Raw genomic sequence first — 23,483 nt, 5'->3', positions numbered from 1 at the left:
GGTCGGAGCGTGACGGCGGGACGCGACGGAGGGGGAGCAGGGATGTTCAGCTCAGGGTTACGGGGCGGCGGTCGCTGGATCGGCGATCCGCACGTCTTCCACGGTGAGGGTGCGTGGTGGGATCCGCGCGCGGGCGCGCTGCGCTACGTCGACATGCTCGCGGGCGATCTCATCACCCTCCGCGGCGACGCGGTCGAGCGCACCGACATGGCCTCTGGCGTCGCCGCCGTCATCCGGTCCCGGAGGGCGGGCGGGTACGTCGTCGCGGTGCAGGGCGGATTTCGGCTGCTGGACGACGAGCTGAAGCTGGAGCGCGAGATCCCGGTATTCGGCGATCCGTCGATCCGCATGAACGAGGGCGCATGCGACCCGTCGGGGCGCCTGTACGTGGGATCGATGGCGTACGACGCGCGGCGCGGAGCCGGAACCCTCTACCGCCTCGACCCCGACCTCAGCGTGCACGTCGCGCTCGAGAACGTGTCCATCCCCAACGGGCTCGTGTGGCTCGACGACGGCCGCACGGCGCTCCACACCGACACCCCGACCGGCGAGATCCGCGCCTACGACTTCGACCCCGTCACGGGCGAGTTCGGGGCGTCCCGTCCCCACATCGCGGTGCCGCCGGACGTCGGCGCTCCCGACGGCTGCGCTCTCGACGCCGACGGCTGCCTGTGGGTCGCGATCTGGGGCGGATCCGCGGTGCACCGCTACGGCCCCGACGGCTCGCTCGAGGACAGGATCGCGCTGCCCGTCAGCAACCCGACCTCGTGCGCGTTCGGCGGGCCCGATGGCACGACCCTGTTCGTCACGACATCGCAGGAGACCATCGACGTCGAGGCAGAGCCTCTCGCGGGACGCGTGTACGAGGTGGAAGCCGGCGTCGCTGGGGCGCCCGTGCCCGACTTCGCGGGCTGACCGGGAAGGTGCCGACTCAGCTCCAGGGGAATGGGTCGTGCGAGATCTCAGAGTCGTCGCCGACGTCGAGGAGGCTCGCGGCGCCTGCGCGGGCGCACACGAAGCGCAGGTCGGTCGAGCTGTCGGCGTTCGCGTGCACTGCCATCATGGTCTTCGGTGCGACGCGCACCGTCGATCCCGCCTTCACCTCGATGACGTCGTCGCCGAGCGCCATCTTCCCCTCGCCGCCGAGGAAGACGTAGACCTCTTCGAGCTGGGCGTGGAGGTGCCAGAACGGCGAGCTGCCGCCCGGGGCCAGTCCGTTGACGCTCATCCCGACGTTCTCTGATCTGAGCGGTCCTTCGAGGAACAGCTTTCCGTTCATGCCGTGGGGCCCTTCGAGGGCGTTCCAGGTGTCGACGGGGCCGAGTTCAGCGGTGGAGTAGTGACTCATGCTGTCCACGCTACGCGGGTGAGAGGTGCTTCCGCGGACGCTCCGCCGGACGCCGCAGATCGGGCCAAGAAGCGCGATCCGCGGCATTCGAACGCTTTGCCGACGACCCTTCCGCAACCGCATCAGATCCGCTAACATGCATACGCAGAGCGAACGTCTGTTCGCAGAGCGAACATCAGCGAGGAGGCCGGATGATCGACAAGACAGTCGCGAGCGTCGAGGATGCCGTGGCGGGGATCGAAGACGGGGCGACCGTCATGATCGGCGGGTTCGGGCGCGCGGGGCAGCCCGTCGAGCTCATCGACGCGCTCATCGCCACGGGCGCGAAGGACCTGACGATCGTGAACAACAACGCCGGAAACGGCGACACGGGCCTCGCCGCCCTCCTCGCCGCAGGGCAGGTGCGCAAGATCATCTGCTCGTTCCCGCGCCAGAGCGACTCGTGGGTGTTCGACGGCCTCTACCGAGACGGGAAGATCGAGCTCGAGCTCGTGCCGCAGGGCAATCTCGCCGAGCGGATCCGCGCGGCCGGCGCGGGGATCGGCGGCTTCTTCACGCCCACGGGCGTCGGCACGCAGCTCGCCGAAGGCAAGGAGATCCGTGAGATCGGCGGGCGCACGTACGCGCTTGAATACCCGATCACGGCCGACTACGCGCTCATCTCGGCCTACCGCGCCGACCGCTGGGGCAATCTCGTCTACCGCGAGACCGCCCGCAACTTCGGCCCCATCATGGCGACGGCCGCCACCACGAGCATCGTCCAGGTCGACCGCATGGTCGAACTCGGGTCCATTGACCCCGAGCATGTCGTCACGCCCGGTCTGTTCGTCGACCGCGTCGTCGCGATCGGGTCCCGCCGGTGGGTGGATGGCGACGAGTTCATCGGGGGCGTCGACATCGAGGGCCGCCCCCTCGCCGAGACCGGAGGAGACGACAAGTGACCGAACTCACCCGCATCAGCCGCCAGGATCTCGCGGCGCGCATCGCGTCAGACATCTCCGAGGGATCCATCGTGAACCTCGGCATCGGCGCCCCGACCCTCGTGGCGAACTACCTGCCGGAGGACGAGGAGATCATCCTCCACACCGAGAACGGTCTCTTGGGCATGGGGGCGGCGCCCGAGGAGGGGCGGATCGACCCCGATCTCATCAACGCGGGCAAGCAGCCCGTGACCGCGGTCTCCGGCGCCGCGTACTTCCACCACGCCGATTCGTTCGCGATGATGCGCGGCGGACACCTCGATGTGTGCGTGCTCGGCGCATTCCAGGTGGCGCAGAACGGCGATCTCGCGAACTGGTCGACGGGTGCCCCGGGCGCGATCCCGGCCGTCGGCGGCGCGATGGACCTCGCGATGGGTGCGAAGGACGTCTACGTCATGACCGATCTGCTCACGAAGAAGGGCGAGCCCAAGCTCGTCGAGGCGTGCACGTACCCGCTCACGGGCGTCGGCTGCGTCACCCGCGTCTACACCGACCACGCCGTCTTCGACGTCACGCCCGACGGGTTCCGCGTGCGCGAGGCGTTCGGCGACAACACCGTGTCGCAGCTCGCGGAGCTGACCGGCCTCGACCTCGGAGGAGAGTGACATGACCGCCACCTACATCTACGACGCCGTCCGCACGCCGTTCGGCAAAGCCGGAGGCACCCTCGCGAGGGTTCGGCCTGACGATCTCGCGGCGACCGTCATGCGCGCCACGGTCGAGCGGGCGGGTCTGGATCCCGTCCGCGTCGACGACGTCATCTTCGGCGACGCGAACCAGGCGGGCGAGGACAATCGCAACGTCGCGCGCTTCGGCGCGCTGCTCGCGGGCTTCCCCACCTCTGTCACCGGCACGACGGTCAACCGCCTCTGCGCGTCGAGCGTCGAGGCCGTGGTCCAGGGATCCCGTGCCATCGAATCTGGCGATGCCGACGTGATCCTCGCGGGCGGCGTCGAATCGATGAGCCGCGCACCGTTCGTCGTCGAGAAGTCGGCCAAGCCGTTCCCCGCCGTCGGCAACCAGACGCTGTGGAACACGGCGATCGGCTGGCGCATGGTCAACAAGAGGCTGCCGAAGCACTGGACGATCTCGAACGGCGAGTCGGCCGAGAAGATCGCCCGCGAGTGGGGCATCTCCCGCGAGGCACAGGACGAGTTCGCCGTGCGCAGCCACACGCTCTCGGCGCAGGCCTGGGCCGACGGCGTCTACGACCGCGAGATCGTGCAGGTCGAGGGGGCGGAGCTCGCGCGCGACGAGGGGATCCGCGACGGATCCACGACTGCGAAGCTCGCAGGACTCAAAGCCCTCTTCGCCGACGACGGATCCGTCACGGCCGGCAACTCGTCGTCGATCAACGACGGCGCGTCGGCGGTGCTCCTCGGGGCAGAGGGTGCGATCGACGCCGAGCCGCTCGCGCGCGTCACGGGCCGCGGCGCGCACGGCGTGGATCCGGATGACTTCCCCATCGCCCCGATCGAGGCGGCGAACAAGGCCCTCGCCCGCGCGGGCCGTACCTGGGCCGATGTCGACCTCGTCGAACTGAACGAGGCGTTCGCGTCGCAGTCGCTCGCGTGCCTCGCCGGCTGGCCGGAGCTCGACCCCGAGAAGCTGAACATCCACGGCGGGGCGCTCGCGATGGGGCACCCGCTCGGTGCCTCGGGTGGCCGGATCATCGGCCACGCCGCGCACGAGCTCGCCCGACGCGGCGGAGGCGTCGCCGTCGCCGCGATCTGCATCGGCGTGGGCCAGGGCCTCGCCGTCGTCCTCGAGCGGTGACACGCTGCACCTCCCCCTGCACAACGACGCCAATATTGAACCGAACCCCGGGGTTTGGCGCCTGCACGCCAATTCCGGTGAGAATTGGCGTCGTTGTGCAGGCGGGGTGTCGACCTAGGGTGGTGTGATGGCCGAAGAGACCTCCCGCGATTTCGTGCAGTCGCTCGCCCGGGGGCTCAGCGTCATCCGGGCCTTCGACGCCGAGCACGCGTCGCTCACGCTGAGCGAGGTCGCGCAGAGGGCCGACATCACGCGGGCCGCGGCGCGGCGCTTCCTCCATACGCTCGTCGCGCTCGGCTATGTGCGCGAGTCGGGGCGCGACTTCGCCCTCACTCCGCGCGTTCTCGAGCTCGGATACAGCTATCTCTCGGCGCTGAGCCTGCCCGAGGTCGTGCATCCGCACCTCGAGCGACTCTCGCATCTCGTCGACGAGAGCGTCTCGGCGGCCGTTCTCGACGGATCCGACATCGTGTACGTTTCGCGCGTGCCCACCCGGCGCATCATGAGCGTCGGCATCACGATCGGCACGCGCTTCCCCGCGCACGCGACGAGCATGGGCCGGGTGCTGCTGGCGCATCTTCCCGCCCCGGAGAGGGACGCGGTGCTCGCGCAGCCTCTCGCGACACTCACGGTGCGCACCGTCGCGGATCCGCGGGTCCTCGCCGAGCATCTCGACCGGATCCGCGATGCGGGATACGCCATCGTCGACGGCGAGCTCGAGGAGGGCGTGCGCTCGGTCGCGGCCCCCGTGCGCGGTCGCGGTGGCCAGGTCGTCGCGGCCATCAACGTGTCGACGTCATCGAGCCGCGTCGGCCTCGATCGGGTCACCGACGAGCACCTCCCGGCGCTCCTCGACGCCACGCGCGCGATCGAACGCGAGCTCGCGTTGCTGTAGAGCTTCCCGAGTGTCCCTTCGCCCTCTACTGCTTGCGGGAGGGCGTGTCGGCACTCGGGGACGCCGACACCCGGAAGCGCTCGACGCCTTCGCCGCCCGTGGCGACATCCGCCGCGAGCTCTCCCAGCAGTGGAGCGAACTTCGCGCCGTGCCCCGAGCATGCGGAGACGATCGTGATGCCGTCGGCGCGGTCGATGACGAAGTCCTCGTCGGGCGTGTTCGTGAACAGGCAGCTCGTCTCCGCGTACGGCTCGGGCACGAGGCCGGGGACGAACCGCTCCACGTAACGGACGATGCGGTCGCGATGCGCCGGATCGACGTGCCCCTGGCGCTGCCGCGACGCGTCGTCGAGGGGGACGCCGCCGTTGAACTCGGCGATCTTCTGGCCGCGGTCATCGGCGTCCCGGCCTCCCGGCAGGCCGTAGACGGTGATCTCGTCGCGCATATGGATGAAGCTCGGCCACGCCTCGGCGGCGGCGGGATCGCGATAGGGGAAGTGGAACGCCGTCTCCTGCATCACCGTGAGCGGGGGGATCCGGCGGGCGAAGCTCGCGGGGAGATCGAGCCGTCCCAGGAGGTCGGGAAGCCAACCGCCTGCCGCGATGACGACGCCGCGGGCAACGAGCCGTTCAGCGCCCGGGCCGATGATCGCGTATCCGGCTCCCGCGCGCTCGACGCGCGACACCGGCCAGTCCGTGCGCACGACGGATCCTGATGCCCGCAGCATCGCCTCAACCGTCGTCTGCGCGTCGAGCACTCCCGCGGCCGGATGCCACACGGCCGCCGTGTCGGCGAGGATCCCGGGGAAGCGATCGCGTGCGGTCTCGGCGGAGAGCAGATCCGCTTCGACGCCCTCGTCCGCCAGCAGCCCGTCGATCATCTCGGGGTCGCGCTTCGCGCCGAAGTCGAGGCATCCGGTCTGGCGGATGAGCGGCGATCCGTGCGCGGAGGCGAGCTCGGCCCAGCCCGCCTCGGAGCGCTGCACGAGGCGCGTGTAGAAAGGATCCGCATACGCGTAGCGGAAGATGCGCGCGCTCCCGTGCGAGCTGCCCCGATCGCCCGCAGGCACGTCCCGCTCGACGACGGCGACGCTGTGTCCGCGCTGCGTCAGGCGCCACGCCGTGGACGCCCCTGCCAGCCCGGCGCCGACGACGACGTAGTCGACGGCATCGTCGGTCATGTGTGCTCCTCGGTTTCGATCACGTGCGGGAGCTTAGTTGAGTGGGGGGCGACGTTTGGGCGCCGCGGTCATCGTTGCCGTCGACGCCGCGCAGCCTTGCTCCAACCCGTCGCTGGTGGTGACGAGGACGAACCGTCGGCGCGGGCACGTTTCCCTCCACGTGTATCCGCGGGCCGCAGCATGAGGGTGAGGCCGTCGACGTCGATGGGCTCCCAATGGTGTCCGTGGACGCGAAAGTCCATGCCCTGCTCGTTGCGGGCTTGGACGACCATGATGGCCCGACCTGTCTTCACCATCTCGACCGTGCGCTCCCACATCAGGTTCCGTACCTTTCGCGAGACCTTGCCGACGAACACGCCTGCGGAGATCTCGAGCAACCACCGCGTGAGGTAGCCGCGCAACCCGGGTGGGCACGCTGAGAGCACCAAGACGACCATCAGCTGGCCTCGCCATAGTTGGAGCCGCCGGAGACGGATCCGCGTGATCCGTCCCACAGCTCGACGATGTTCTCGGACGGGTCGGCCTCCTCTTCGTCGGGAAGCAGGAGGTGCCGCACGTCGCGCACGCATCGGTCGAGGAACCCTCCGCCGTGCAGGCGGTCGCGCAGAGCGCGTCGCGCCTCCGCGGCGATGTCGAACGGCTGTTGCGCCGCGAGATCGAACGCGAGCGGGATCGTCAGATCCGCCTTGTAGAGATCGGCGACGTCGTAGACGAACGAGCGCGTGTGCCCGGTGTGCACGAATCCCAGTCCGGGGGCGCAGCCGAGCGCCACGAGCACGGAATGGACGACGCCATACAGGCTCGTGTTGGCGGCCGACAGCGCCTGGTTGACAAGGTCGCTTCCTTCGACGTCGTCCACGTTGTAGTCGCGCCGCGTCCATTTCACACCCGTGCGCTCTGCGTTGTCGCGATACGCGCGGCGCACTCGCGCCCCCCTCGCGTCCGCGCAGCTGCTGCATCGTCAGCCTGGAGACGTCCTCGCCCGAGAAGCGCATCGCGTACATCTCACGCGCGACGCGCATGCGCGACTTCTCGTTGACCATGAGGCGCGCCTGGGCCTCGAGGAACCGCGAGCTGTGGGAGAGTGAACGGCCGTGCGCGTAGTAGCGGACACCCTCCTCACCCACCCACACGACGGTGGATCCGCTCTCCGCCATCAGCACCATCGCCTGCTGCGAGACCGTGGTGCCGGGGCCGAGGAGAAGTGCCCCGAGCGAGGCGGCGGGGATGTGGATGACGCCGCGATCGTCGGTCGAGGTGATCGCGTTTGCGTCGCGGTGGATGTGGCAGCGTTCGAGGTAGACGAACGAGAGCCGGTCCTGCGCCCGCACCAGGTCTGGCAGCTCGGGAGGCCGCGCGCCCATGTTCATGGCGTCACCGGGCTGGAGCCAGCGTCAGGAGACCGCAGCCGTATCCCTTGGCCCGACCGATTCCGTGGCAGAGCGCACGGCGAAGCGCGTCCGCATCCGTGACGGTGAGCACGCCTTCGTACGTCGCTACCCGCAACGTCACCTGTGTCTCGCGGCGGTGAAACTTCAAGGTCCTGCGGTCCGATACCACGAGGTCGGACCCGTCATCGTCGGATGTGTTGACGCGGAATCCGGCAGTATCCGCGCGATCGAGGAGCCACTTCTCCTGCTGTGACACCGTCACATGCCCGTATGGTTTCCCGCGTTCGCCGTCGGGTCGACGTTCACGGCGTACCGGGTTAGCGGTCAGCCGGAAGCGATAGCGCAGGCCGGGTTCGAGCGTGTCGAGCAGCTTCACGTAGCGTCGCGTCTCCCACGCGTCGTCCAGCGAAGGCCAGCCAGCCTGTTCGGCGAGGTGAGTGAAGTCGGGCTGCCGCGGGCTCACCACGAGAATGGCCGCTCCGTGCGCCGTGTTGTCGAGGCGCCAGAGAACCCGACCATCGGGAGTCGGCTCCGCATTCGGGAATCCGGCCATGATGGCCGCGTGCAACCGGTGCGGGGACGAGACCAGGTGTCGGGAGCCGCGCCGTGCCAGGTTGATGGCGAATCGTGTGAAGTACATCTAGACCTCTTCGTCGGTCAGGAGGAGTCCCGGGTCATGATCCGTGGCTTCGCCGAGGATTCGGTCGCCAGCCTTCGGCGTCTCCGCGCCGTGGGAGGCGTCCGGTGTCCTCGGTTTGAGAGGGGCCGGGCGGCCGACATCGATCGACGTCCGGACGACGTCTCGAGATGCGAAAGCACGACGCCGAGGGTCGAAGCTGACCGGGACGTCCGCGAGCGTCGCGTCCGCAGTCTCTCCGGGCTGTGCGTCACGCACGACCTCGAGCGTCACACGGTCACCGCGTACTCTTCGTCGGTGGTGTTGGCGCGCGCGCCACGGGTGCTGAGCGAGCGCCGTCTCAAGGGGGGCATCGACGAGATCCGTGACGATCGGGCCCGCAGGCGGGAACGCACGGCGTCCGAGGAATAGCGGGTAGCGCGGGGCCCGCAGCGCGGCGCGGTATTCGTCGAGAAGTTCGCGTTCGCCTTCCAAAGCCGTCAGAAAGACTGCGTCGGCGACGAAGTATCTATTCGATAGCGGGTACGAGGTCTTCCCATCGCGCGACCGGGTCGTCTGGAAGTCGCGTTCGATCCGTCCAGGCTGGTCGATCCGCACCCCGTAGCGCAGGCCACTGAACTGTTTGAGACTCGCCGTGCGCTCGAGCCCGAGCGCGGCCGCAACCAGCCCGACGACACCGCTCTTCGTCGGCGCCGACTCAGTCGCGCGCGTGGCGAATCGGCTGCGGGAGCCCCATGCTTGCTGTGGTCCCGCGAGCTCGATCAACAGAGTGCTCATGCGCTCTCCGAGAGCCGCTCTGCAACCGACGCGCCGACCTCGGCGACCGCGTCCTCGAGACCGACGCGCGGGCCGAGCGCGTCGAGCGGCTCGGTCGAAGTGGCCGTGCGCACCACCCAGGTCGAGACCGGGGTTGTGCCGTAGGTGTCGTCGATCTCGCGGGTGTGCGTTGCAAGCCGCTCCGATGCATCTGCGAGCCGCTGGGCAGACGTGATCGCCGTCTCGAACGCTCCGACGGGGTTCACCGGCTGCGTATCGCGGATCGACAGGACGACGGCGTCAGGAAGCGTGTTATTCGCGAAGGTGTTCTGCTTTCCGGTGGGCATGCTGCGTACAAAGGCCTGCACGAATGCCTCGACTGCGCGCCGCGCGGCGTCGGAGTCACCGAGATTGCGCTGCAGGGCGTCGACGTCGACCGTGGCGTAGCGGAACAGTGTCGACGAGTTGAATTCGACGGTGCCGATCATTCCGGCTCCGGCATCCTCCTCCTCGTCGGCATTCTTGTGGTCATCGACCGCCGTGAAGTAGTCGAACTCCGTCTCGACCGGGTGGATGCTGATGGCGTGGGCGACCTGCGCCGCGGCATCGACGTTGAGGTCAGTGGCGTCCGCAACCATGCGGCCGAACAACGCGACATCGATCGAGTGCTCCTTGCCCAGCAGCGTCTTGACCTTCGCAGCCTTGATGGAGGCCTTTGGGTCGTCGGACGCGTGTGCCGCCACGGCGGCCGCTGCAACGTTCTCGATCTGGCGGGCGCTGAGGAAGAGCAGGTATCCGGACTCGTCCGGGAGCGGGTTCTCCTCAGACGTACCGCGTGGTTTCGACAGTTTGATCCCGGCGCTCGTGAGGCAGAGCTTCGCCAGTTTCTCCGCCCGCTCCTTGTCGATTTCGTCGCTCTGCTTGCGGATCTCGTCCGAAAGGAGCTCGACGACGCGCTTGGTCCGTACGCCAAGGGAGGAAGAGTCCAGGTGTGTCGCGAAGGCGCTGCGTGCGGCCCGCTTCCATGCCTGGCTGGACACGCGCGCCCGGCGGATGCCGCCGTACACGGCGGACTTAGGGCTTCCCGTGTCGTCGCGGTTGATGTTCGACGGCGGAAGGGTGTGGAGGATGCTGAGGTCGAGGATGGTGCGCGTCATGTCTGTTCTCCTGTTCGTGAGCGGTGGATCAGTCCGACGAGGTGTCGGCCGTGTCGTCGTCTGAGGTGGTCACGCGGTAGAAGTCGCGGCCCCACCCCAGACGGACGCGATCGGCTCGCCCGGACTGCAGATCGAAGAGATCGCGAGCGAATCGCGCATAGTCGAGCGGGATGCCGGCCTGTCGCAGTTGCTGGACGAGGCCGCGCGCGTGCTGCAGCGTTTCATCCCAGGTCACGGACGTGCCGAGCGCAGTGAACCGCGCGCGCGTCGAGGCGCGGTCGAGCCGGCGCTGCAGCAGCCGCGCCGATCGGCCGAGCGAGTAGCCGCCGTGGTGCATCGACTTGTCGTGATGTGACTGCTGGTGCAGGGCGTAGAGAGTGACCGAGGCAAAGAACGCGCGTTCTTCGGGAAGCGGGGTGTCGGCCTGCGGGACGTCGTCGAATAGATCCTCGTCGGATCCGTCGAACGCGATGCCCATGATCGCGAGATCGTCGTCGATCTCGGTGCCGACGGCCCGTCGGAGTCGGGCCAGGTCCCCGACGGCGCCGCTCTCATTGCGTCGATATGCGCCCTGCAGGCTTCTGATGCGGGCGCCGGTGACCGTCGCCGTCCTCGCGGCGCGCTCTGCCAGGCTGCTCATGCGGTCTTCTCCTCTGTATGGGATGTCTCTTCTGTCGTATCGCCAAATATGGTGCGGAGTGCGCGGCGGAACCAGCTCTCCGCGAGCGGCGTCGTGACGAGCATGCTTCCGGTGCGCGTGGTGATCTCGCGCCCGCCCCATGCCGCGGGCCCCGCGGTGGCGACGAGTTCGGCGCCGAGACGCAGGAGCTGGTCGCGCGCCGTGCGTCGCCACTGCGCGAGCGCCTGGACCGGATCTGTGGTTCCGTCGAGCTGCTCTACCCAGTCTCGGTAGTGTCGGTCGAAGACGTCGTACGCAGTCGCTTCGGAAGTGTTCGCTGGCCCGTCTCCGTCTCCACCAGCAGCGATAGCCAGATTGTGGGCGAGGTGCCTGAGGGCGCGGACACCCTCCTCAGCGAGATGCACCGCCTCCTCGGCCGCACCTGCGAGCTGCGAGTTGCTTTCCTCGAAGAGCGCGCTCGCGAGCGTGAGCCGATCGTCGAGAACGTCGGCGACGACGGAGTTGTTGCTGCCGTAGATGACACCGGTTGCGCGGACGCCGATCCGCTCGTTCGGAGGGATCACGCCATCCTCACGACGGTTCTTCAGCGCCGCGATCGTGGCAGGGGGAAGTGAGATGTCACGGCCCTGCTTGTCCTGCCGACGACGCTGCGGGAGCAGTGCGGAGATGCCGCGCCAGAACGCCCGTTCCGAACGATGTTCCCGAGGCATGTACGTGGTCTTCCCGGCCCTCTTCGTCTGGGGGTCGCTGAAGCGCCAGGCCGTCATCGTCTCGTGCGCGTACTGGTTCTGTGGTGTGAGCGCGTCTCCGTTGCAGACGAGGCATCCCGTGATGCGATCGCCCTCGGCGACGAGCCGGATCCGCCGTGACTGCCAGACGAACAGCTGCACCGGCCCTCTCGGGCGCTGCTCACGATCCAGCGGGGTGTCGAGTGTGTCGAGTTCCCATACGGGTAGATCGCGGTCGGAGTCGAGGTTGAGCCCTGCGACGTCGTCGCCAGGGAGGACGAGATTCAGCAGCAGAGTGCGCTCGAGGCAATCGCCCTCAAGGGTTATCCCGCCCAGATGTCCGGCCCAGGCGAGGCCGATCGGGTAGCCCCTCCCTCCCTTGACACGAGGGTCGCGTGGATCGCCTGACTTGATGCCGGACGGGTCGAACGCCTGCGCGTTCACCAGCCAGCGGGCGGCCTCGGCGAACGGGAGCGCGAGCGACTCCGCGCCGGTGCGCGTCGTGAACAGGCGATTGTTGCTCGGCAGGTCGAAAATGAGGACTGCGGTGTCCTTCATCTCGCCCTTGGCATTCGCAAGATCGGCAACCTGGAACACCGGCTTCTCCGGATGTAGGAGCCAGAACCGGTCGTGCCATGCGTCGAGATACGCGTCGATTGCGTCGACGGGGATCCCGTTCTCCCACAGGGCGCGTGGATCGCTGCCCGCCGAGTTGCGCAGGGTGCGCGAGACGACCGCGAGCAGAAGGCGCAGGATCGCGAACGATTGGGTCGGGAGTTCACCACTGAGATCGCGGATGACGCCGGCGTCGTGGAAGGCCGTTCGGATCGAGACGTCGCGCGTGGTGCCATCGCGGTACCGGGCCGTGATCCACGGCTCGTCGATGAGGTTGAATCGTGCGGATGAGATGTCGCTCATCAGCGCTCCTCGTTTCTGTACTGGGGGCGGGCAGTCGTCGTCTCATAGGCGAGGCCGTCGTCTCGGTCGTAGGTCAGCAGGTAACGTCCGAGCCGGGCCGTGCGCTTCTCGTCGAACTCGAGGACGAGCTCGCCGCCCAGCGCGTGGCTGCGATGCCAGGCCTGCACCGGATAGTCACGTTCGAGCTGGTCGATGTGCCTGCCGAGTTCGGGTTCGTGGCAGACCGCCGCTGGGAGGCGGAGCGAGCTGCCAAGGATCGTGCGCGTTAGCGCATTCGACGGCAGATCATTCTCGGGGATCTGCTGCCCGCCGCCTTCGGTGAGCCAGGTCGGGGTTACGAGCACGCTACCGACGCGCTGCAGGACGAGCACTTCGAGTGTCGGGTCCCCATCGCGAACTGATGCCTCGGCGACCGCGTCTGTCGTCGGGTCTCCGGCCGAAGCGTGTGACCAGCCCAGGAGGTGGCGAGGCTCTCTCGGTGATGGGATGCAGAATCTGTCGGCAGCGTCACGCTTGTCGTCCTGCTTGCGAAGGAATGCCGTTTTCGCGGCGGAGACTTCGGCGTCCCACTCCGCGGGATGGATGTCGTGCTCGGCATACACTTCGTGGACGAGACGCGGGATGTCGGCGGGCAGGGTGATCTCGGCGCGCCCGTCGAGCGCTGCGAGAGTACGCAGGAGCGGGTACGTCATGTAGATGTTGTCGCTGCCGCTGTTCACCGTCGGAGGAGTCGCCGTCCAGTCGACCCCGGTGAGGACGAGGCGAGGATCGCGCAATCGGCCGGGGCGCTGTCGGTCGTGACGATGCAGGCGACCCGCGCGCTGCAGTACGAGGTCGACGGGCGCCAGGTCGGTCACCATCAGATCGAAGTCGATGTCGAGAGACTGCTCGACGACCTGCGACGCGACGAGGATCATCTGCTCCGGTCGGCCTTCGGCCCCACCGAAGAGATCGAGCATCTCGCGATCCTTCCGTGCACGGTCGGCGCCGAGGAACCGGGAATGCGCGACGACGATCGGGATATCGAGGTGCTCGCGGAGGTACGCGGCCGTCTCCTGTACCCGCCGCACAGTGTTTCGGATGACGACGGCGCACCCGCCGTCCGCGAGGTCCTCGGCGAGCATGTCGCGGAGACCAGAAAGTTCGTCGTCGGCGCGTTCGAGCGCGATCGTCTGCGGTGGCCGATCGTCACCGGGTTCGATGACCCACGTGCGCTGACCGTCGCAAACAGTCAGCGCAGGGTATTCAGTGGAAGCCGTGCTTGCTGGCTCTGCCTGATCGTCCTGGGAACGGCCGTCGCGATACGCGTCGAGGAATGCCTGTCGACGCTCGTCGGGAAGCGTCGCGGAGAGCATGATCAGCGGCACGCCGTAGGCGCCGAGCCAGCGCACGAGCTGTTCGATGTAGGTGTTCGTGTACGCGTCGTAGGCGTGGATCTCGTCAAGGACCACCACCTTGCCCGTCAGAGCGAGGTGGCGGAGGGCGTTGTGGCGGCTGGTCAGTGTTGCCAGGAGGGATTGGTCGATCGTGCCGACGACGAGATCCGCGAGCGGACCACGGCGCGAATGGCTGAACCAGGCGTGAGCGAGTGAGGATTCCCGCTGATCCGACCACCGGCGTGCCCGTCGCGGTCCGTAGTCGTCGCCGATCGAGTTCAGACGTCCGGTCATCCGAAGCTTGTCGAACGTCTCGTTGAGGTGGGCTTTGCCATGGCCGAGGAAGACGTTCATCGGGGTAGCAAGCCCGAGCTGGTCTGCCCAGTCAAGCGCGCGGGGGAACATCCCGTCCGCCGTCGCTTGCGTAGGTAGCCCGATGAAGACGCCCGTCAGGCCGAAGCGTGTCGCGAGGATCTCCGCGGCCGCGAGCGCGGCTTCGGTTTTCCCCGTGCCCATCGCCGCCTCGACGATTAGCAGGGACGGCGACTCGCATTCGCGCGCGGCCAGCATGGCGGCTTTCTGTACGGGGCGCGCATCTGGGAAGCCGAATCTTCTTGCGAACAGATCGCGGTTGTCGGGAGGAGCGTCTGCCGACCACGGCGTCGGAAGATCGAGTTTCCGCCAGGCGTGCTCGAGGCGACCGGCCGGATCCACATCGGGAGACGGGAGGTCCGCGAGCGGGAAGTGAGCGTCGCTGCTCGCGATCCAGTCGGCGACGACGACGAAGGCGCTGAGTGGGACGAGAGCGTGTGCGGGCAGGTGTGCGTCGCGCCACGTCGCGATCACCGCGGGCGTCGTGACCTGGCCCGTGATCGTCTCGAGGATCTCCTCGCGTGTGCGCGCCCAGTTGCCGTCCCCGATGTAGCGCGGCTCGCGTCGTGCGTCTTGGATCATGTCCCGGCTCGGCGGTTTGCCGTGATGGGCGGCGACGAGACTGGCGATCGCGCGGGCCCGGTCGGGACGAAAACCGTGGTGCTTCTTGAGGAAGTCCTCAACCGCGAGATGACTTACAAGTTCGTGTCTTCGCTGGGACCGCAGCTCGGTGCCGGCAATCGAGCAATCCATGCGCAGCCCGTGGCGGTCCATGTGGTCGGCGAGCTTCGCAACCTGTACCGAGAAGGCAGGGGAGAGCTTGCCGATGTCGTGACATCCGGCGAGCCAGATCGCGAGTGTCCGTGCCGCTTCCTCGTCGCCGATCGCATCGACGATGACGCGTTTCGTGTTCGGAGCCAGCCATTCGTCCCACAACCGGGCCGCGACTGCGGCGGTGTCCGCGAGGTGCCGGTGGAGGGGGAGCCATGCCTCGAGCTGGTCATCGGGGACGCCCATCGGCCAGCTCTTCGCCCAGGCGGACCGCGCCCTCTCGCTGACGCCATTGAAGTCGAGATCGATGGTTCGGTTCCGAACGTCGGTGGTCACTGCAAGACTCCATGCGTGGAAGGTGGCTTGTCGTGGAAGTTACGGTAGCGGGTGTCTTTGGCGGACACAAGACCCTCTTCTTAAACAACTCCCCAAGCTTTAGCATTCAGTGATACGTGTGCAGCGGCCTGTCTTTTGAGCTGTCCTAGCGTTCCGACGTACGCGGTGAGCGAGCCGCGCACGCCGGGCCCGGGAACCAACCCCGCGTATGCGGGGAGCACGTGGAGATCGATGAGACCGGTCCGCGTGCCCGCGAACCAACCCCGCGTATGCGGGGAGCACTCCAACTCCTCGAGCATTAGCTGGATCATCCCCGCGGGTGGGCAGGGAAACCGTGCGCGGCTCGTGCATCATAGCTCTGGGTGAGCCGCAGGTATCTTGGCGTCTCCCTCACGGTCGCACACCCGGATGTGCGCGATCCTTGGGCAGCATTGGTCATCTGGAGAGACGCATCTGAATGGAGGGACGTGGTGGCAGCTTGATGTTGGTTCATCGGGTCTCGCGCCGGAGGCCATGTTTGCGGCGACTTCCGCGTGCGACGCCAGCATCTGTTCTATGACGTGTCGGTGGCAGCTCCAACTGGATCCGGAACGGAGTGGTGTCGCATAGAATGCCTGATCAGGAAGCGTGCTCCCCGCTCGCGCGGGGGTGATCCCATGCGCGTGACACGGTCGAACTCGCTCCGGATGTGCTCCCCGCTCGCGCGGGGGTGATCCCCGCGTCTTGAGGGAGTCGGACCAGGGCGGGACGTGCTCCCCGCTCGCGCGGGGGTGATCCGGCCTTGATCGCGCCGGTCTGGTCGCCGAGGATGTGCTCCCCGCTCGCGCGGGGGTGATCCGCACTTCGACGAGCTCGAACGCGCAGTGGACGCGTGCTCCCCGCTCGCGCGGGGGTGATCCCACGCTGATCGACACGTCCTGCCGCACCGTCTTGTGCTCCCCGCTCGCGCGGGGGTGATCCCTGCACCTGAATGTTCATGGAGTCGGACACGTTGTGCTCCCCGCTCGCGCGGGGGTGATCCGCGCGTCGTCGACACGACGAGCCTGGTGACGCGGTGCTCCCCGCTCGCGCGGGGGTGATCCGCGCGTCGTCGACACGACGAGCCTGGTGACGCGGTGCTCCCCGCTCGCGCGGGGGTGATCCCCGTCCCGTCAAGACTGACCGCAGGACCGGGCCGTGCTCCCCGCTCGCGCGGGGGTGATCCCCGTCCCGTCAAGACTGACCGCAGGACCGGGCCGTGCTCCCCGCTCGCGCGGGGGTGATCCCAGCTGGTGCATCTCGCCGCCCGGATCCGTGAGGTGCTCCCCGCTCGCGCGGGGGTGATCCCCTCGATTCGACGGCAGCAGAGGCACGGCAGCTGTGCTCCCCGCTCGCGCGGGGGTGATCCCGACCCGGCGACCGAGCAGGGCGTGCTCACCCTGTGCTCCCCGCTCGCGCGGGGGTGATCCGGGCCCGACGAGATCGACGGCGTCCCGTTCTACGTGCTCCCCGCTCGCGCGGGGGTGATCCGCGCGCGCAGGAGATCCTCGGCGGCAAGCCGTCGTGCTCCCCGCTCGCGCGGGGGTGATCCGCGCGCCACCTGCCGCGCCCATTCCGACAGACTGTGCTCCCCGCTCGCGCGGGGGTGATCCCTCCTTCGCGACGTTCTCGGTGATGCCCTCCATGTGCTCCCCGCTCGCGCGGGGGTGATCCGTGGGCCGTGACGCCCTGGGCAGGCACGAACCAGTGCTCCCCGCTCGCGCGGGGGTGATCCGGACCGGCCCTCCTCGGGCGGCGATGGGTCCAAGTGCTCCCCGCTCGCGCGGGGGTGATCCGGCCCCGCACTATCGGCGGGGCCTCGATGTCTGGTGCTCCCCGCTCGCGCGGGGGGTGATCCCTGCACGAGGATCAGGCGTGCGGTCCCCAGTTCGTGCTCCCCGCTCGCGCGGGAGTGATCCCCATTCGGGGAGCCCGAACTTTAAGTTGAAGAAGTGCTCCCTGCTCGCGCGGGGGTGATCCCGGTGCCTTCCAGGTCGCGGCGGCGAAGGCCACGTGCTCCCCGCTCGCCCGGGGGTGATCCCCATCGCCAACGTGCGGGTCATGCAGCGCGCCCGTGTTCCCCGCTCGCGCCGGGGGTGATCCCACGGGGGGAGCGATCGCACGACGAGTACAGCGAGTGCTCCCCGCTCGCGCGGGGTGATCCCAACGAAAGCCCGCTCTGTGACGGCGAGGACGGGTGTCCCGCTCGCGTGGGGGGGGCACGGCCGGACGGAGGCCGGGCCATCGTCCGCGCGAGCGACCGACAGCCGGCCACCCAGTGGCCTTGGTCTGGACCGCCTGTGGCCAGACTGAGAAGTTGACCCCCGAGGTGGCCGGATGTTGGCCACGGGTCGGGGGTGGAGTCGCTGCACTGCGAGTTCTCGGGCGCACCGACGGCCATTCGTGGCCATGCCGTGGCCACGCCGCGGTCATCCTGCGCCAGTCTCCTGGACAGAGACCCCGGAGCTTCGGAGGAGGATACGGACGTGCGCCAATGCTGAGATCCGCGTCACCGCGCGATGTGTGCGTGCGGTTCATAGGCGGCCATTGGGCGGGCACGACCCGCTCCCAATCTCAGAATTGGGGGTAGAATGGGGGGCATGGCGCAGCAGAAGGCGAAGAAGGACGCGGCACGGAAGAATCTGCAGCACGCCACCAGCAAGCCGAGTGATGTGGGGTACGTCACGGTCAACTCGAGGGGGCGGGCGACAGGCCTTCAGCCAGCCGGGCGGGCGGAGATCGCCGAGAGCGTCCTGGGCACGAAGGCACGTCTCGCCGAGGCGCTCGGCGTCTCGGCGTCGCAGCCGACGCGATGGATCTCCGGTGAGGAGCGGCCGAGCGCCGTCAACGAGCGTGCTCTCGTCGACCTCAACTACGTCCTCGAGCGTGCCCAGCTGCTGTGGGGAAGCGAACAGGTCGTACGCGACTGGCTCTACGGGCACAACGGTCACCTGGGCGGGGCGCGGCCGGTCGATGTCATCCGACTCGAGGGGGCGACACCCGTCATCGAAGCACTGGAAGCAGCGTGGGCAGGTGGATACGCCTGATGCAGGCGTATCGGGTGTTCTTCTTCGACCCGCATGCTGGCGAGGGCGATCCGGGACACGCGTCGTATCTGCACCGACCTCAGGGGGCGAGCCGGTGGGACAATCCGGATCTTTACGATGCGTGGTACGTCGCGGCGACGCCCGAAGCGGCTGTCGGCGAGACGTTCGGCATGCTCGAGACCTGGCGCCCAGAGATGTTCTCGACGGACTACCCGAACATGCGGCGCGCCTTGGCGACCTTCGAACTCTCGGACGACGCATCGCTGTTCGACTTCGACAATGCTCAGAATCTCGTCGACATCACCATGCGACCGAGCGATGTCGTCGTCCGCACACGGGCTGCAACGCAGCGACGTGCCGCGAGTCTCTTCGAGGCCCGTCGTGACGACGGCGAACCGCGATGGGACGGCGTCTCCTGGTGGTCGTACTACGACCCTTCTTGGCGCGTGTTCGCACTGTGGGCGACGGCATCCCGTCGGGCCCCGCTGACCCTGGTCGAGGTTGAAGACCTCGACATCGACCAACTCGCGGTCGTTTCGGCGGCCGGGTCGATCCGCCGAGTCCGCAAGCGGTAGAAACAACAACCCCGACCTCCGGAGGGGCGGGGCTGTTGACGTGGGCCGCCGTCGTCTCTCGCTTGGATCGTGGTCACGTCTCCCGTCGTACGTGCGCTGACCCGCGCCACGCGGCCGTTCCCGAGCGCGGACACGCCCTTTCGGCATCGAAGAGGGGCGGGGCCGCACTCGGGAGCGCGCAGTGGCGTGGGAACGACCACGGTGGTGCCAAGATGCTCCCATGAGAACGCTTCGACCGGCCGCTGCGATCGCGGTCGCCCTGTTCGCCGCGACCCTCGCAGCCTGCGACGGGGGATCACCCGAGGGCACTGGGGACGGTGTCACCCCGCCCGTCGAGTCGGCGAGCGCCTCACCGGCGCCAGCGGATTCGCCCGTTCCGGCGGACGCGCCACCGGAGTGCGATGACCTCCTGCTCGCCTCCGACACTCAGGTCTCGGGCCAGCAGCTCGGCGACTGCATGGCGGCGGCGATGCTGGCCGCGGGAAGCGGTGTGCACCGCGTCGACTCCAGCGACGGCACGTCGTCGATCGTCGAGTTCGAGTGGGATCCCGAGTTCGCGATGAGCATCGAAGGGGAGCAGCGTGTGGTCGTACGTGGCGACGACGGGTGGCTCTACGCGCCCGAGACCGGCTGGGTGAAGTCAGATCCGTCCTCCGGGGATCCGCTCGTGCAGCAGGCGACGACGATCGTCGAGCTTGTGCGCGTGGCCGGATCGCCCGAGGTGCTCGCCGGACTCTTCGCCACCGCGCCGACGTGGACCCTCGACGACGATCTTCCCGTGCCCGCCGACGACTCGGTTGCCGAGAGCGCCTGGCGGCTCACCCCCGACGATCCTCTGGATCTCGGGGGCGTTGAGCTGAGCGACGTCGAGCTCTGGCTGACGCCCGACTACCTCGGCGCGTACTTCGTGGGAACGGGCACGTACGGGGGCGTCAGCGTGACCACGAGCAACACCTTCCTCGAGTGGGGCGGCGCGGTCGACATCCCGGATCCAGCTGCCGAGGGATGAGAGATCTGGCGCCTCGGGCCTCGCCCGCGGCTACGGTGACGACCGCCCGGACGTGAGCATCGCGTCCGTCGCTGCCCAGTAGTCGCGGATCGCGGACAGAGCCTCGCTCACGAGGGCGGTGGGTGTGACGCCGCGCGGGAGCGCCGCGACCACCGGGTTGTCGAAGGGGGAGCCGGGCAGGTCGCGGAAGACGAGCGGGTGGCCCTCGGGGCTGCGAGAGGTCGTCTGCATGAGCAGGGAGTAGGCGGATCCGCGGCCGACGACGTTGTGGATTGTCTGCACGCTGGAGCTCCGCCACGGCACCAGCGGCTCGACTCCCTCGGCGGCGAACGCGGCGAGGGTGCGCTGCAGTGCCGGCTCTTCGTCGAGGAAGATGGCGGGGTGGGCGGCGAGGCCTCGGAGGGTCAGGTCGGGTTTGTCTGCAAGCGGGTGTTCGGGGCTCATGACGGCGAGGCGGCGCGCGGATCGAAGCGTCGTCGCGTCGCAGGCCGACCCGAGCTGGGCGCGGTACATGACGCAGACGTGTACGCGGCCCGCGAGCATCTCGTTCTGCACGTGCGATCCCGATCCTTCGACGAAGTCCAGTTCGACTTCGGGATGACGGGTGCCGAACCAGTCGATCAGCGCGGGGATGGTGTGCATCGAGAGCGTGCGGTAGACGCCGATCGACAGGCGCCCGCTCAGGCGTCCGCGTACCTCCGACACGATCGACGAGACCTTGTCGACTTCCTCGAGCACGCTCCTCGCGTGGGCGGCAACCGCGACGCCCTCCGTGGTGAGGGCGATCCCGTGGCCAGGGTGCCGGATGACGAGACGCGTCCCGATGCCTCGCTCGAGCTGTCCGAGCGCGATGCTCACCGCCGCCTGTGTCACCCGGCATCGCTCGGCCGCGGCCGTCAGCGATCCCGAGTCGGCGATCGCCACGAAGTACTCGAGCTGTCGCAGTGTGATCTCGGCCATTAGTCCAGTTAACAGCAGTCCTCAGTTCTTTTAGATGGACAAATGGCGGCGATCCGCGAATCATCGACGGCATGTCAGAAAGCAGCGTCGCCTCATGACCGATTCGCCCATGCGCGTCGTCACGCTCGGAACGGCCGGTGGGCCTCGATGGTGGGCCGACCACCTCGGCGCCCCGAGGTTCGGCATCGCCACGGCGATCGTCGTCGGCGATCGCTGGTACCTCGTCGACTGCGGCGACGGCGCCGGCCATCAGGCCAAGGCAGTGGGCCTCAGCATGGTCGATCTGGGCGGGATCTTCCTGACCCACATGCACTCCGACCACCTCGTCGATCTGCCGAGCCTCGTGCTGTTCGGCGCCTTCGAGCTCAAGAGCAAGGTCGGCGGGCCCATCCCGATCGTCGGCCCGGGCGACCGCGGCCGCCTCACGCCGCTTTCCCCGCGGGCGACGTCCTCGCCCGAGGTCGTTGCGCCGCAGCGCCCGACTCCGGGCGTGGCCGGGCTCATGGACGGTCTCCTCGCCGCGTACGCCACCGACATCAACGATCGGATCTTCGACTCGCTGGCCAAGAGCCCGCGCGACACCTTCGCGGTGCGGGAGATCGCGCTCCCGTCGGATTGCGGGTTCGATCCGGACCACGCCGTCGCGCCCGAGATGGCGCCGATCGAGGTCTTCCGCGACGATCTCGTCACGGTCACGGCGACGCTCGTCTCGCACCACCCGATGGCGCCCGCGTTCGCCTACCGCATCGACAGCGCCCACGGATCCGTGACGATCTCTGGCGACACTGCGCCCTGCGAGAATCTTGTTCGGCTCGCGAGCGGGACCGACCTCCTGCTTCACGAGGCCATCGACCTCGACAACCTCGCCGCGCAGTACTCCGACACCGAGATGCTTCAGGCGACTCTGGACCACCATCGCCGATCGCACACGACGCCCGCAGACGCCGGGAGGATCGCAACCCGGGCGGGTGCAGCGCACCTTGCTCTTCACCACCTCGTGCCGTCGTACGTCCACCCCGAGGTCTGGCACGACGCGAAGACGACCTTCGAGGGTCCGCTGTCGATCCCTCAGGATCTCGAGACGCTCGTCGTCTCCCGAACGGAGGAGCCCGCTCCCCGCGTGCTCGCCTAACCCCACCCGACCGGCGCAGCCGGTCAGCATCCACAGGAGTCAATGATGACGACCGAATCACCCCGGACCCAGGCGGTCGACACCGAGTACGCCGCGTCCGACCGCCAGATGCGGCGGATCCTCATGTCCAGCCTGCTCGGAACCGCCCTCGAGTACTACGACTTCATCCTCTACGCCACGGCAGCCGGGATCGTGTTCAACAGGGTGTTCTTCGCAGGCCTCGATCCCACCACCGCCCTCGTGCTGTCGTTCGGCACCCTTGCCGCCGGGTACGTCGCCCGTCCTCTCGGCGGGATCATCTTCGGGCACCTCGGCGACAAGATCGGTCGCAAGGCCGTGCTCATGTCGACCGTGCTCATCATGGGCATCACGTCCACCCTGATCGGGTTGCTTCCGACGAACGCCCAGATCGGTGTCTGGGCACCGATCCTGCTCGTCACCCTCCGCGTGATCCAGGGCATCGCCGTGGGCGGGGAATGGGGAGGAGCGACACTCGTCGGATTCGAGAACGCGAAGAAGCGATCGCGCGGCTTCGCCGCCGCCTTCTCGTACATGGGCGCGCCGACCGGCACTCTCGTCGGCACGCTGATCCTCGCCGGGATGGCCACGATGCCCGACGAGCAGTTCCTCGCATGGGGTTGGCGCGTCCCGTTCGTGCTGTCGGCCGTGTTCATGCTCATCGTCGTCTTCATCCGGCGACGCGTCAACGAGTCGAAGGTGTTCCAGGAGGCCGCGCGCCAGGCGCCTGCTGCGCATCGGACGCCCCTCATCGAGCTCGTCCGGGACCACTGGCGGCCGCTGCTGCGGGCATTCACCGTCGGGATCTCCGGACAGGCGGCGCAGGGCCTCATGGGCGCGTGGGCCGTCGCCTACGTCGTGCAGCAGGCGTCGCACGCGTCGAGCCTCGTGCTCGTCCTCAAGGCCTGCGCCGCCGTCACGACGATCGTCTTCATCATCATCGCTTCGCGGATGTCCGACCGATACGGCCGGCGGCGGATCCTCATGTTCGGCAACCTGCTCGGGATCACCCTGGCGTTCCCGATCATGATGATGCTGCAGACCGACAGCATCGTTCTGTTCTTCTTCGCGGTCTTCCTCGGACTGTCGGTCGTGCAGGGATTCTCGGCGGGGCCCTACGGCGCATACGCGGGGGAGCAGTTCCCGACTTCGGTACGCAACTCGGGGACATCGGTGGCCTATCAGTTCGCCGCGACCGCGGGTGCGGGCTTCACTCCGATGATCGCGACCTCGCTCGCCGGCATCGGCGGTGGCGAGCTCTGGCTCGTCGCGCTGCTCTGGATCGGCTTCGCCGCGGTCAGCCTGATCGGCCTGGCGACCGGCCGGGATCGCTCCCGGCTCGACCTCCACGAACTCGACGGGCGGAGCTACGAGGCGGCGTCATCGGAGGTCGCTTCCTCGCGCGCCTGACGCACGCTCCAGCTCCCGAGTGCGGACACGCCCTCCGTCTGCGTCAACAGGGC

Annotated in this window: 21 protein-coding genes, 1 pseudogene and 1 CRISPR repeat array; of the genes and pseudogenes, 10 read left to right on the top strand and 12 right to left on the bottom strand. The window is 68.4% G+C overall.

What is annotated here, in order from left to right; translation table 11 throughout:
* The first annotated feature begins 9 nt into the window (after positions 1-9).
* Positions 10-915, top strand: coding sequence for an SMP-30/gluconolactonase/LRE family protein (locus C0012_RS06190; protein ID WP_198411069.1), 906 nt, complete (start codon positions 10-12; stop codon positions 913-915).
* Positions 916-931: 16 nt separating this feature from the next.
* On the opposite strand, the gene C0012_RS06185 is transcribed toward C0012_RS06190, so the two are convergent.
* Positions 932-1,348, bottom strand: coding sequence for a cupin domain-containing protein (locus tag C0012_RS06185; RefSeq protein WP_162621939.1), 417 nt, complete (start codon positions 1,346-1,348; stop codon positions 932-934).
* A gap of 191 nt (positions 1,349-1,539) precedes the next feature.
* Between C0012_RS06185 and C0012_RS06180 the strand changes: the two genes are divergently transcribed.
* The 4 genes from C0012_RS06180 to C0012_RS06165 all read left to right on the top strand — a co-directional run bounded on the left by C0012_RS06180 (position 1,540) and on the right by C0012_RS06165 (position 4,999).
* Positions 1,540-2,289, top strand: a complete 750-nt coding sequence (locus C0012_RS06180; protein WP_110590213.1) for a 3-oxoacid CoA-transferase subunit A — start codon at positions 1,540-1,542, stop codon at positions 2,287-2,289.
* The gene (locus C0012_RS06175) at positions 2,286-2,933 is read left to right on the top strand and encodes a 3-oxoacid CoA-transferase subunit B (protein ID WP_110590212.1); all 648 of its coding nucleotides are present in this window, start codon (positions 2,286-2,288) and stop codon (positions 2,931-2,933) included. The genes C0012_RS06180 and C0012_RS06175 overlap by 4 nt, the downstream gene beginning before the upstream one ends.
* 1 nt (position 2,934) lies before the next feature.
* The gene (locus tag C0012_RS06170) at positions 2,935-4,104 is read left to right on the top strand and encodes a thiolase family protein (protein WP_110590211.1); all 1,170 of its coding nucleotides are present in this window, start codon (positions 2,935-2,937) and stop codon (positions 4,102-4,104) included.
* Positions 4,105-4,231: 127 nt separating this feature from the next.
* Positions 4,232-4,999 carry an IclR family transcriptional regulator domain-containing protein gene (locus C0012_RS06165; protein WP_110590210.1) on the top strand — a complete coding sequence of 256 codons (768 nt, stop codon included), beginning with the start codon at positions 4,232-4,234 and terminating at the stop codon, positions 4,997-4,999.
* A gap of 25 nt (positions 5,000-5,024) precedes the next feature.
* Here the strand turns inward: C0012_RS06165 and C0012_RS06160 are convergent, their stop codons facing one another.
* The 10 genes and pseudogenes from C0012_RS06160 to cas3 all read right to left on the bottom strand — a co-directional run bounded on the left by C0012_RS06160 (position 5,025) and on the right by cas3 (position 15,261).
* Positions 5,025-6,179: an FAD-dependent oxidoreductase gene (locus tag C0012_RS06160; protein ID WP_110590209.1), complete on the bottom strand. Its 1,155-nt coding sequence runs from the start codon at positions 6,177-6,179 to the stop codon at positions 5,025-5,027.
* Positions 6,180-6,247: 68 nt separating this feature from the next.
* Positions 6,248-6,616 (bottom strand): type I-E CRISPR-associated endoribonuclease Cas2e, encoded by a 369-nt coding sequence (cas2e, locus tag C0012_RS15405; protein ID WP_162621938.1) that lies wholly within the window; start codon positions 6,614-6,616, stop codon positions 6,248-6,250.
* Entirely contained in the window at positions 6,616-7,104 is a 489-nt protein-coding gene (locus C0012_RS15675; protein WP_162621937.1) for a CRISPR-associated endonuclease Cas1, read from the bottom strand. Before C0012_RS15675 ends, cas2e begins: the two co-directional genes overlap by 1 nt.
* 124 nt (positions 7,105-7,228) lie before the next feature.
* Positions 7,229-7,543, bottom strand: a pseudogene (locus C0012_RS15670) (type I-E CRISPR-associated endonuclease Cas1e); the annotation flags it as partial.
* A 10-nt stretch (positions 7,544-7,553) separates the two neighbouring features.
* Entirely contained in the window at positions 7,554-8,210 is a 657-nt protein-coding gene (cas6e, locus tag C0012_RS06150) for a type I-E CRISPR-associated protein Cas6/Cse3/CasE (protein WP_110590207.1), read from the bottom strand.
* Entirely contained in the window at positions 8,211-8,984 is a 774-nt protein-coding gene (cas5e, locus tag C0012_RS06145) for a type I-E CRISPR-associated protein Cas5/CasD (protein ID WP_110590206.1), read from the bottom strand.
* On the bottom strand, positions 8,981-10,120 hold the full coding sequence (cas7e, locus tag C0012_RS06140) for a type I-E CRISPR-associated protein Cas7/Cse4/CasC (protein ID WP_110590205.1): 1,140 nt from the start codon (positions 10,118-10,120) through the stop codon (positions 8,981-8,983). Before cas7e ends, cas5e begins: the two co-directional genes overlap by 4 nt.
* A 28-nt stretch (positions 10,121-10,148) precedes the next feature.
* Positions 10,149-10,760, bottom strand: coding sequence for a type I-E CRISPR-associated protein Cse2/CasB (gene casB, locus C0012_RS06135; RefSeq protein WP_110590204.1), 612 nt, complete (start codon positions 10,758-10,760; stop codon positions 10,149-10,151).
* Positions 10,757-12,406: a type I-E CRISPR-associated protein Cse1/CasA gene (gene casA / locus C0012_RS06130; protein ID WP_110590203.1), complete on the bottom strand. Its 1,650-nt coding sequence runs from the start codon at positions 12,404-12,406 to the stop codon at positions 10,757-10,759. The genes casB and casA overlap by 4 nt, the downstream gene beginning before the upstream one ends.
* Positions 12,406-15,261 (bottom strand): CRISPR-associated helicase Cas3', encoded by a 2,856-nt coding sequence (gene cas3, locus C0012_RS06125; protein WP_110590202.1) that lies wholly within the window; start codon positions 15,259-15,261, stop codon positions 12,406-12,408. The genes casA and cas3 overlap by 1 nt, the downstream gene beginning before the upstream one ends.
* Positions 15,262-15,888: 627 nt before the next feature.
* A CRISPR array of direct repeats spans positions 15,889-17,321; the repeat unit is 29 nt; unit sequence GTGCTCCCCGCTCGCGCGGGGGTGATCCC.
* 558 nt (positions 17,322-17,879) lie between these two features.
* Here cas3 and C0012_RS06115 point away from each other — a divergent pair.
* The 3 genes from C0012_RS06115 (at position 17,880) to C0012_RS06105 (ending at position 19,910) form a co-directional block, all read left to right on the top strand.
* Positions 17,880-18,326, top strand: coding sequence for an antitoxin Xre/MbcA/ParS toxin-binding domain-containing protein (locus C0012_RS06115; protein ID WP_110590200.1), 447 nt, complete (start codon positions 17,880-17,882; stop codon positions 18,324-18,326).
* Positions 18,326-18,901: an RES domain-containing protein gene (locus C0012_RS06110; RefSeq protein ID WP_110590199.1), complete on the top strand. Its 576-nt coding sequence runs from the start codon at positions 18,326-18,328 to the stop codon at positions 18,899-18,901. Before C0012_RS06115 ends, C0012_RS06110 begins: the two co-directional genes overlap by 1 nt.
* Positions 18,902-19,121: 220 nt before the next feature.
* A complete protein-coding gene (locus C0012_RS06105; protein WP_110590198.1) occupies positions 19,122-19,910 on the top strand; it encodes a hypothetical protein in 789 nt (262 codons plus the stop codon).
* Positions 19,911-19,940: 30 nt separating this feature from the next.
* Here C0012_RS06105 and C0012_RS06100 read toward each other — a convergent pair whose 3' ends face one another.
* The gene (locus C0012_RS06100) at positions 19,941-20,870 is read right to left on the bottom strand and encodes a LysR family transcriptional regulator (protein ID WP_110590197.1); all 930 of its coding nucleotides are present in this window, start codon (positions 20,868-20,870) and stop codon (positions 19,941-19,943) included.
* Positions 20,871-20,964: 94 nt separating this feature from the next.
* On the opposite strand from C0012_RS06100, the gene C0012_RS06095 reads away from it, so the two are divergent.
* Entirely contained in the window at positions 20,965-22,002 is a 1,038-nt protein-coding gene (locus C0012_RS06095; RefSeq protein ID WP_110590196.1) for an MBL fold metallo-hydrolase, read from the top strand.
* A 45-nt stretch (positions 22,003-22,047) separates the two neighbouring features.
* Complete coding sequence (locus C0012_RS06090; protein ID WP_110590195.1) at positions 22,048-23,430, top strand: MFS transporter; 1,383 nt, start codon at positions 22,048-22,050, stop codon at positions 23,428-23,430.
* Positions 23,431-23,483 lie beyond the last annotated feature (53 nt).

Source organism: Microbacterium suaedae, assembly GCF_003254645.1.
Taxonomy (GTDB): domain Bacteria; phylum Actinomycetota; class Actinomycetes; order Actinomycetales; family Microbacteriaceae; genus Microbacterium; species Microbacterium suaedae.
This window is presented reverse-complemented; position numbering and strand designations above follow the sequence as displayed.

Bases quoted from the DNA above. Each gene is read 5' to 3' on its own strand.
- C0012_RS06185 (WP_162621939.1), bottom strand. From the start codon at position 1,348: ATGAGTCACTACTCCACCGCTGAACTCGGCCCCGTCGACACCTGGAAC.
- C0012_RS06180 (WP_110590213.1), top strand. From the start codon at position 1,540: ATGATCGACAAGACAGTCGCGAGCGTCGAGGATGCCGTGGCGGGGATC.
- C0012_RS06170 (WP_110590211.1), top strand. From the start codon at position 2,935: ATGACCGCCACCTACATCTACGACGCCGTCCGCACGCCGTTCGGCAAA.
- C0012_RS06165 (WP_110590210.1), top strand. From the start codon at position 4,232: ATGGCCGAAGAGACCTCCCGCGATTTCGTGCAGTCGCTCGCCCGGGGG.
- C0012_RS06160 (WP_110590209.1), bottom strand. From the start codon at position 6,179: ATGACCGACGATGCCGTCGACTACGTCGTCGTCGGCGCCGGGCTGGCA.
- cas2e (WP_162621938.1), bottom strand. From the start codon at position 6,616: ATGGTCGTCTTGGTGCTCTCAGCGTGCCCACCCGGGTTGCGCGGCTAC.
- cas6e (WP_110590207.1), bottom strand. From the start codon at position 8,210: ATGTACTTCACACGATTCGCCATCAACCTGGCACGGCGCGGCTCCCGA.
- cas5e (WP_110590206.1), bottom strand. From the start codon at position 8,984: ATGAGCACTCTGTTGATCGAGCTCGCGGGACCACAGCAAGCATGGGGC.
- cas7e (WP_110590205.1), bottom strand. From the start codon at position 10,120: ATGACGCGCACCATCCTCGACCTCAGCATCCTCCACACCCTTCCGCCG.
- casB (WP_110590204.1), bottom strand. From the start codon at position 10,760: ATGAGCAGCCTGGCAGAGCGCGCCGCGAGGACGGCGACGGTCACCGGC.
- casA (WP_110590203.1), bottom strand. From the start codon at position 12,406: ATGAGCGACATCTCATCCGCACGATTCAACCTCATCGACGAGCCGTGG.
- C0012_RS06115 (WP_110590200.1), top strand. From the start codon at position 17,880: ATGGCGCAGCAGAAGGCGAAGAAGGACGCGGCACGGAAGAATCTGCAG.
- C0012_RS06110 (WP_110590199.1), top strand. From the start codon at position 18,326: ATGCAGGCGTATCGGGTGTTCTTCTTCGACCCGCATGCTGGCGAGGGC.
- C0012_RS06105 (WP_110590198.1), top strand. From the start codon at position 19,122: ATGAGAACGCTTCGACCGGCCGCTGCGATCGCGGTCGCCCTGTTCGCC.
- C0012_RS06100 (WP_110590197.1), bottom strand. From the start codon at position 20,870: ATGGCCGAGATCACACTGCGACAGCTCGAGTACTTCGTGGCGATCGCC.
- C0012_RS06095 (WP_110590196.1), top strand. From the start codon at position 20,965: ATGACCGATTCGCCCATGCGCGTCGTCACGCTCGGAACGGCCGGTGGG.
- C0012_RS06090 (WP_110590195.1), top strand. From the start codon at position 22,048: ATGACGACCGAATCACCCCGGACCCAGGCGGTCGACACCGAGTACGCC.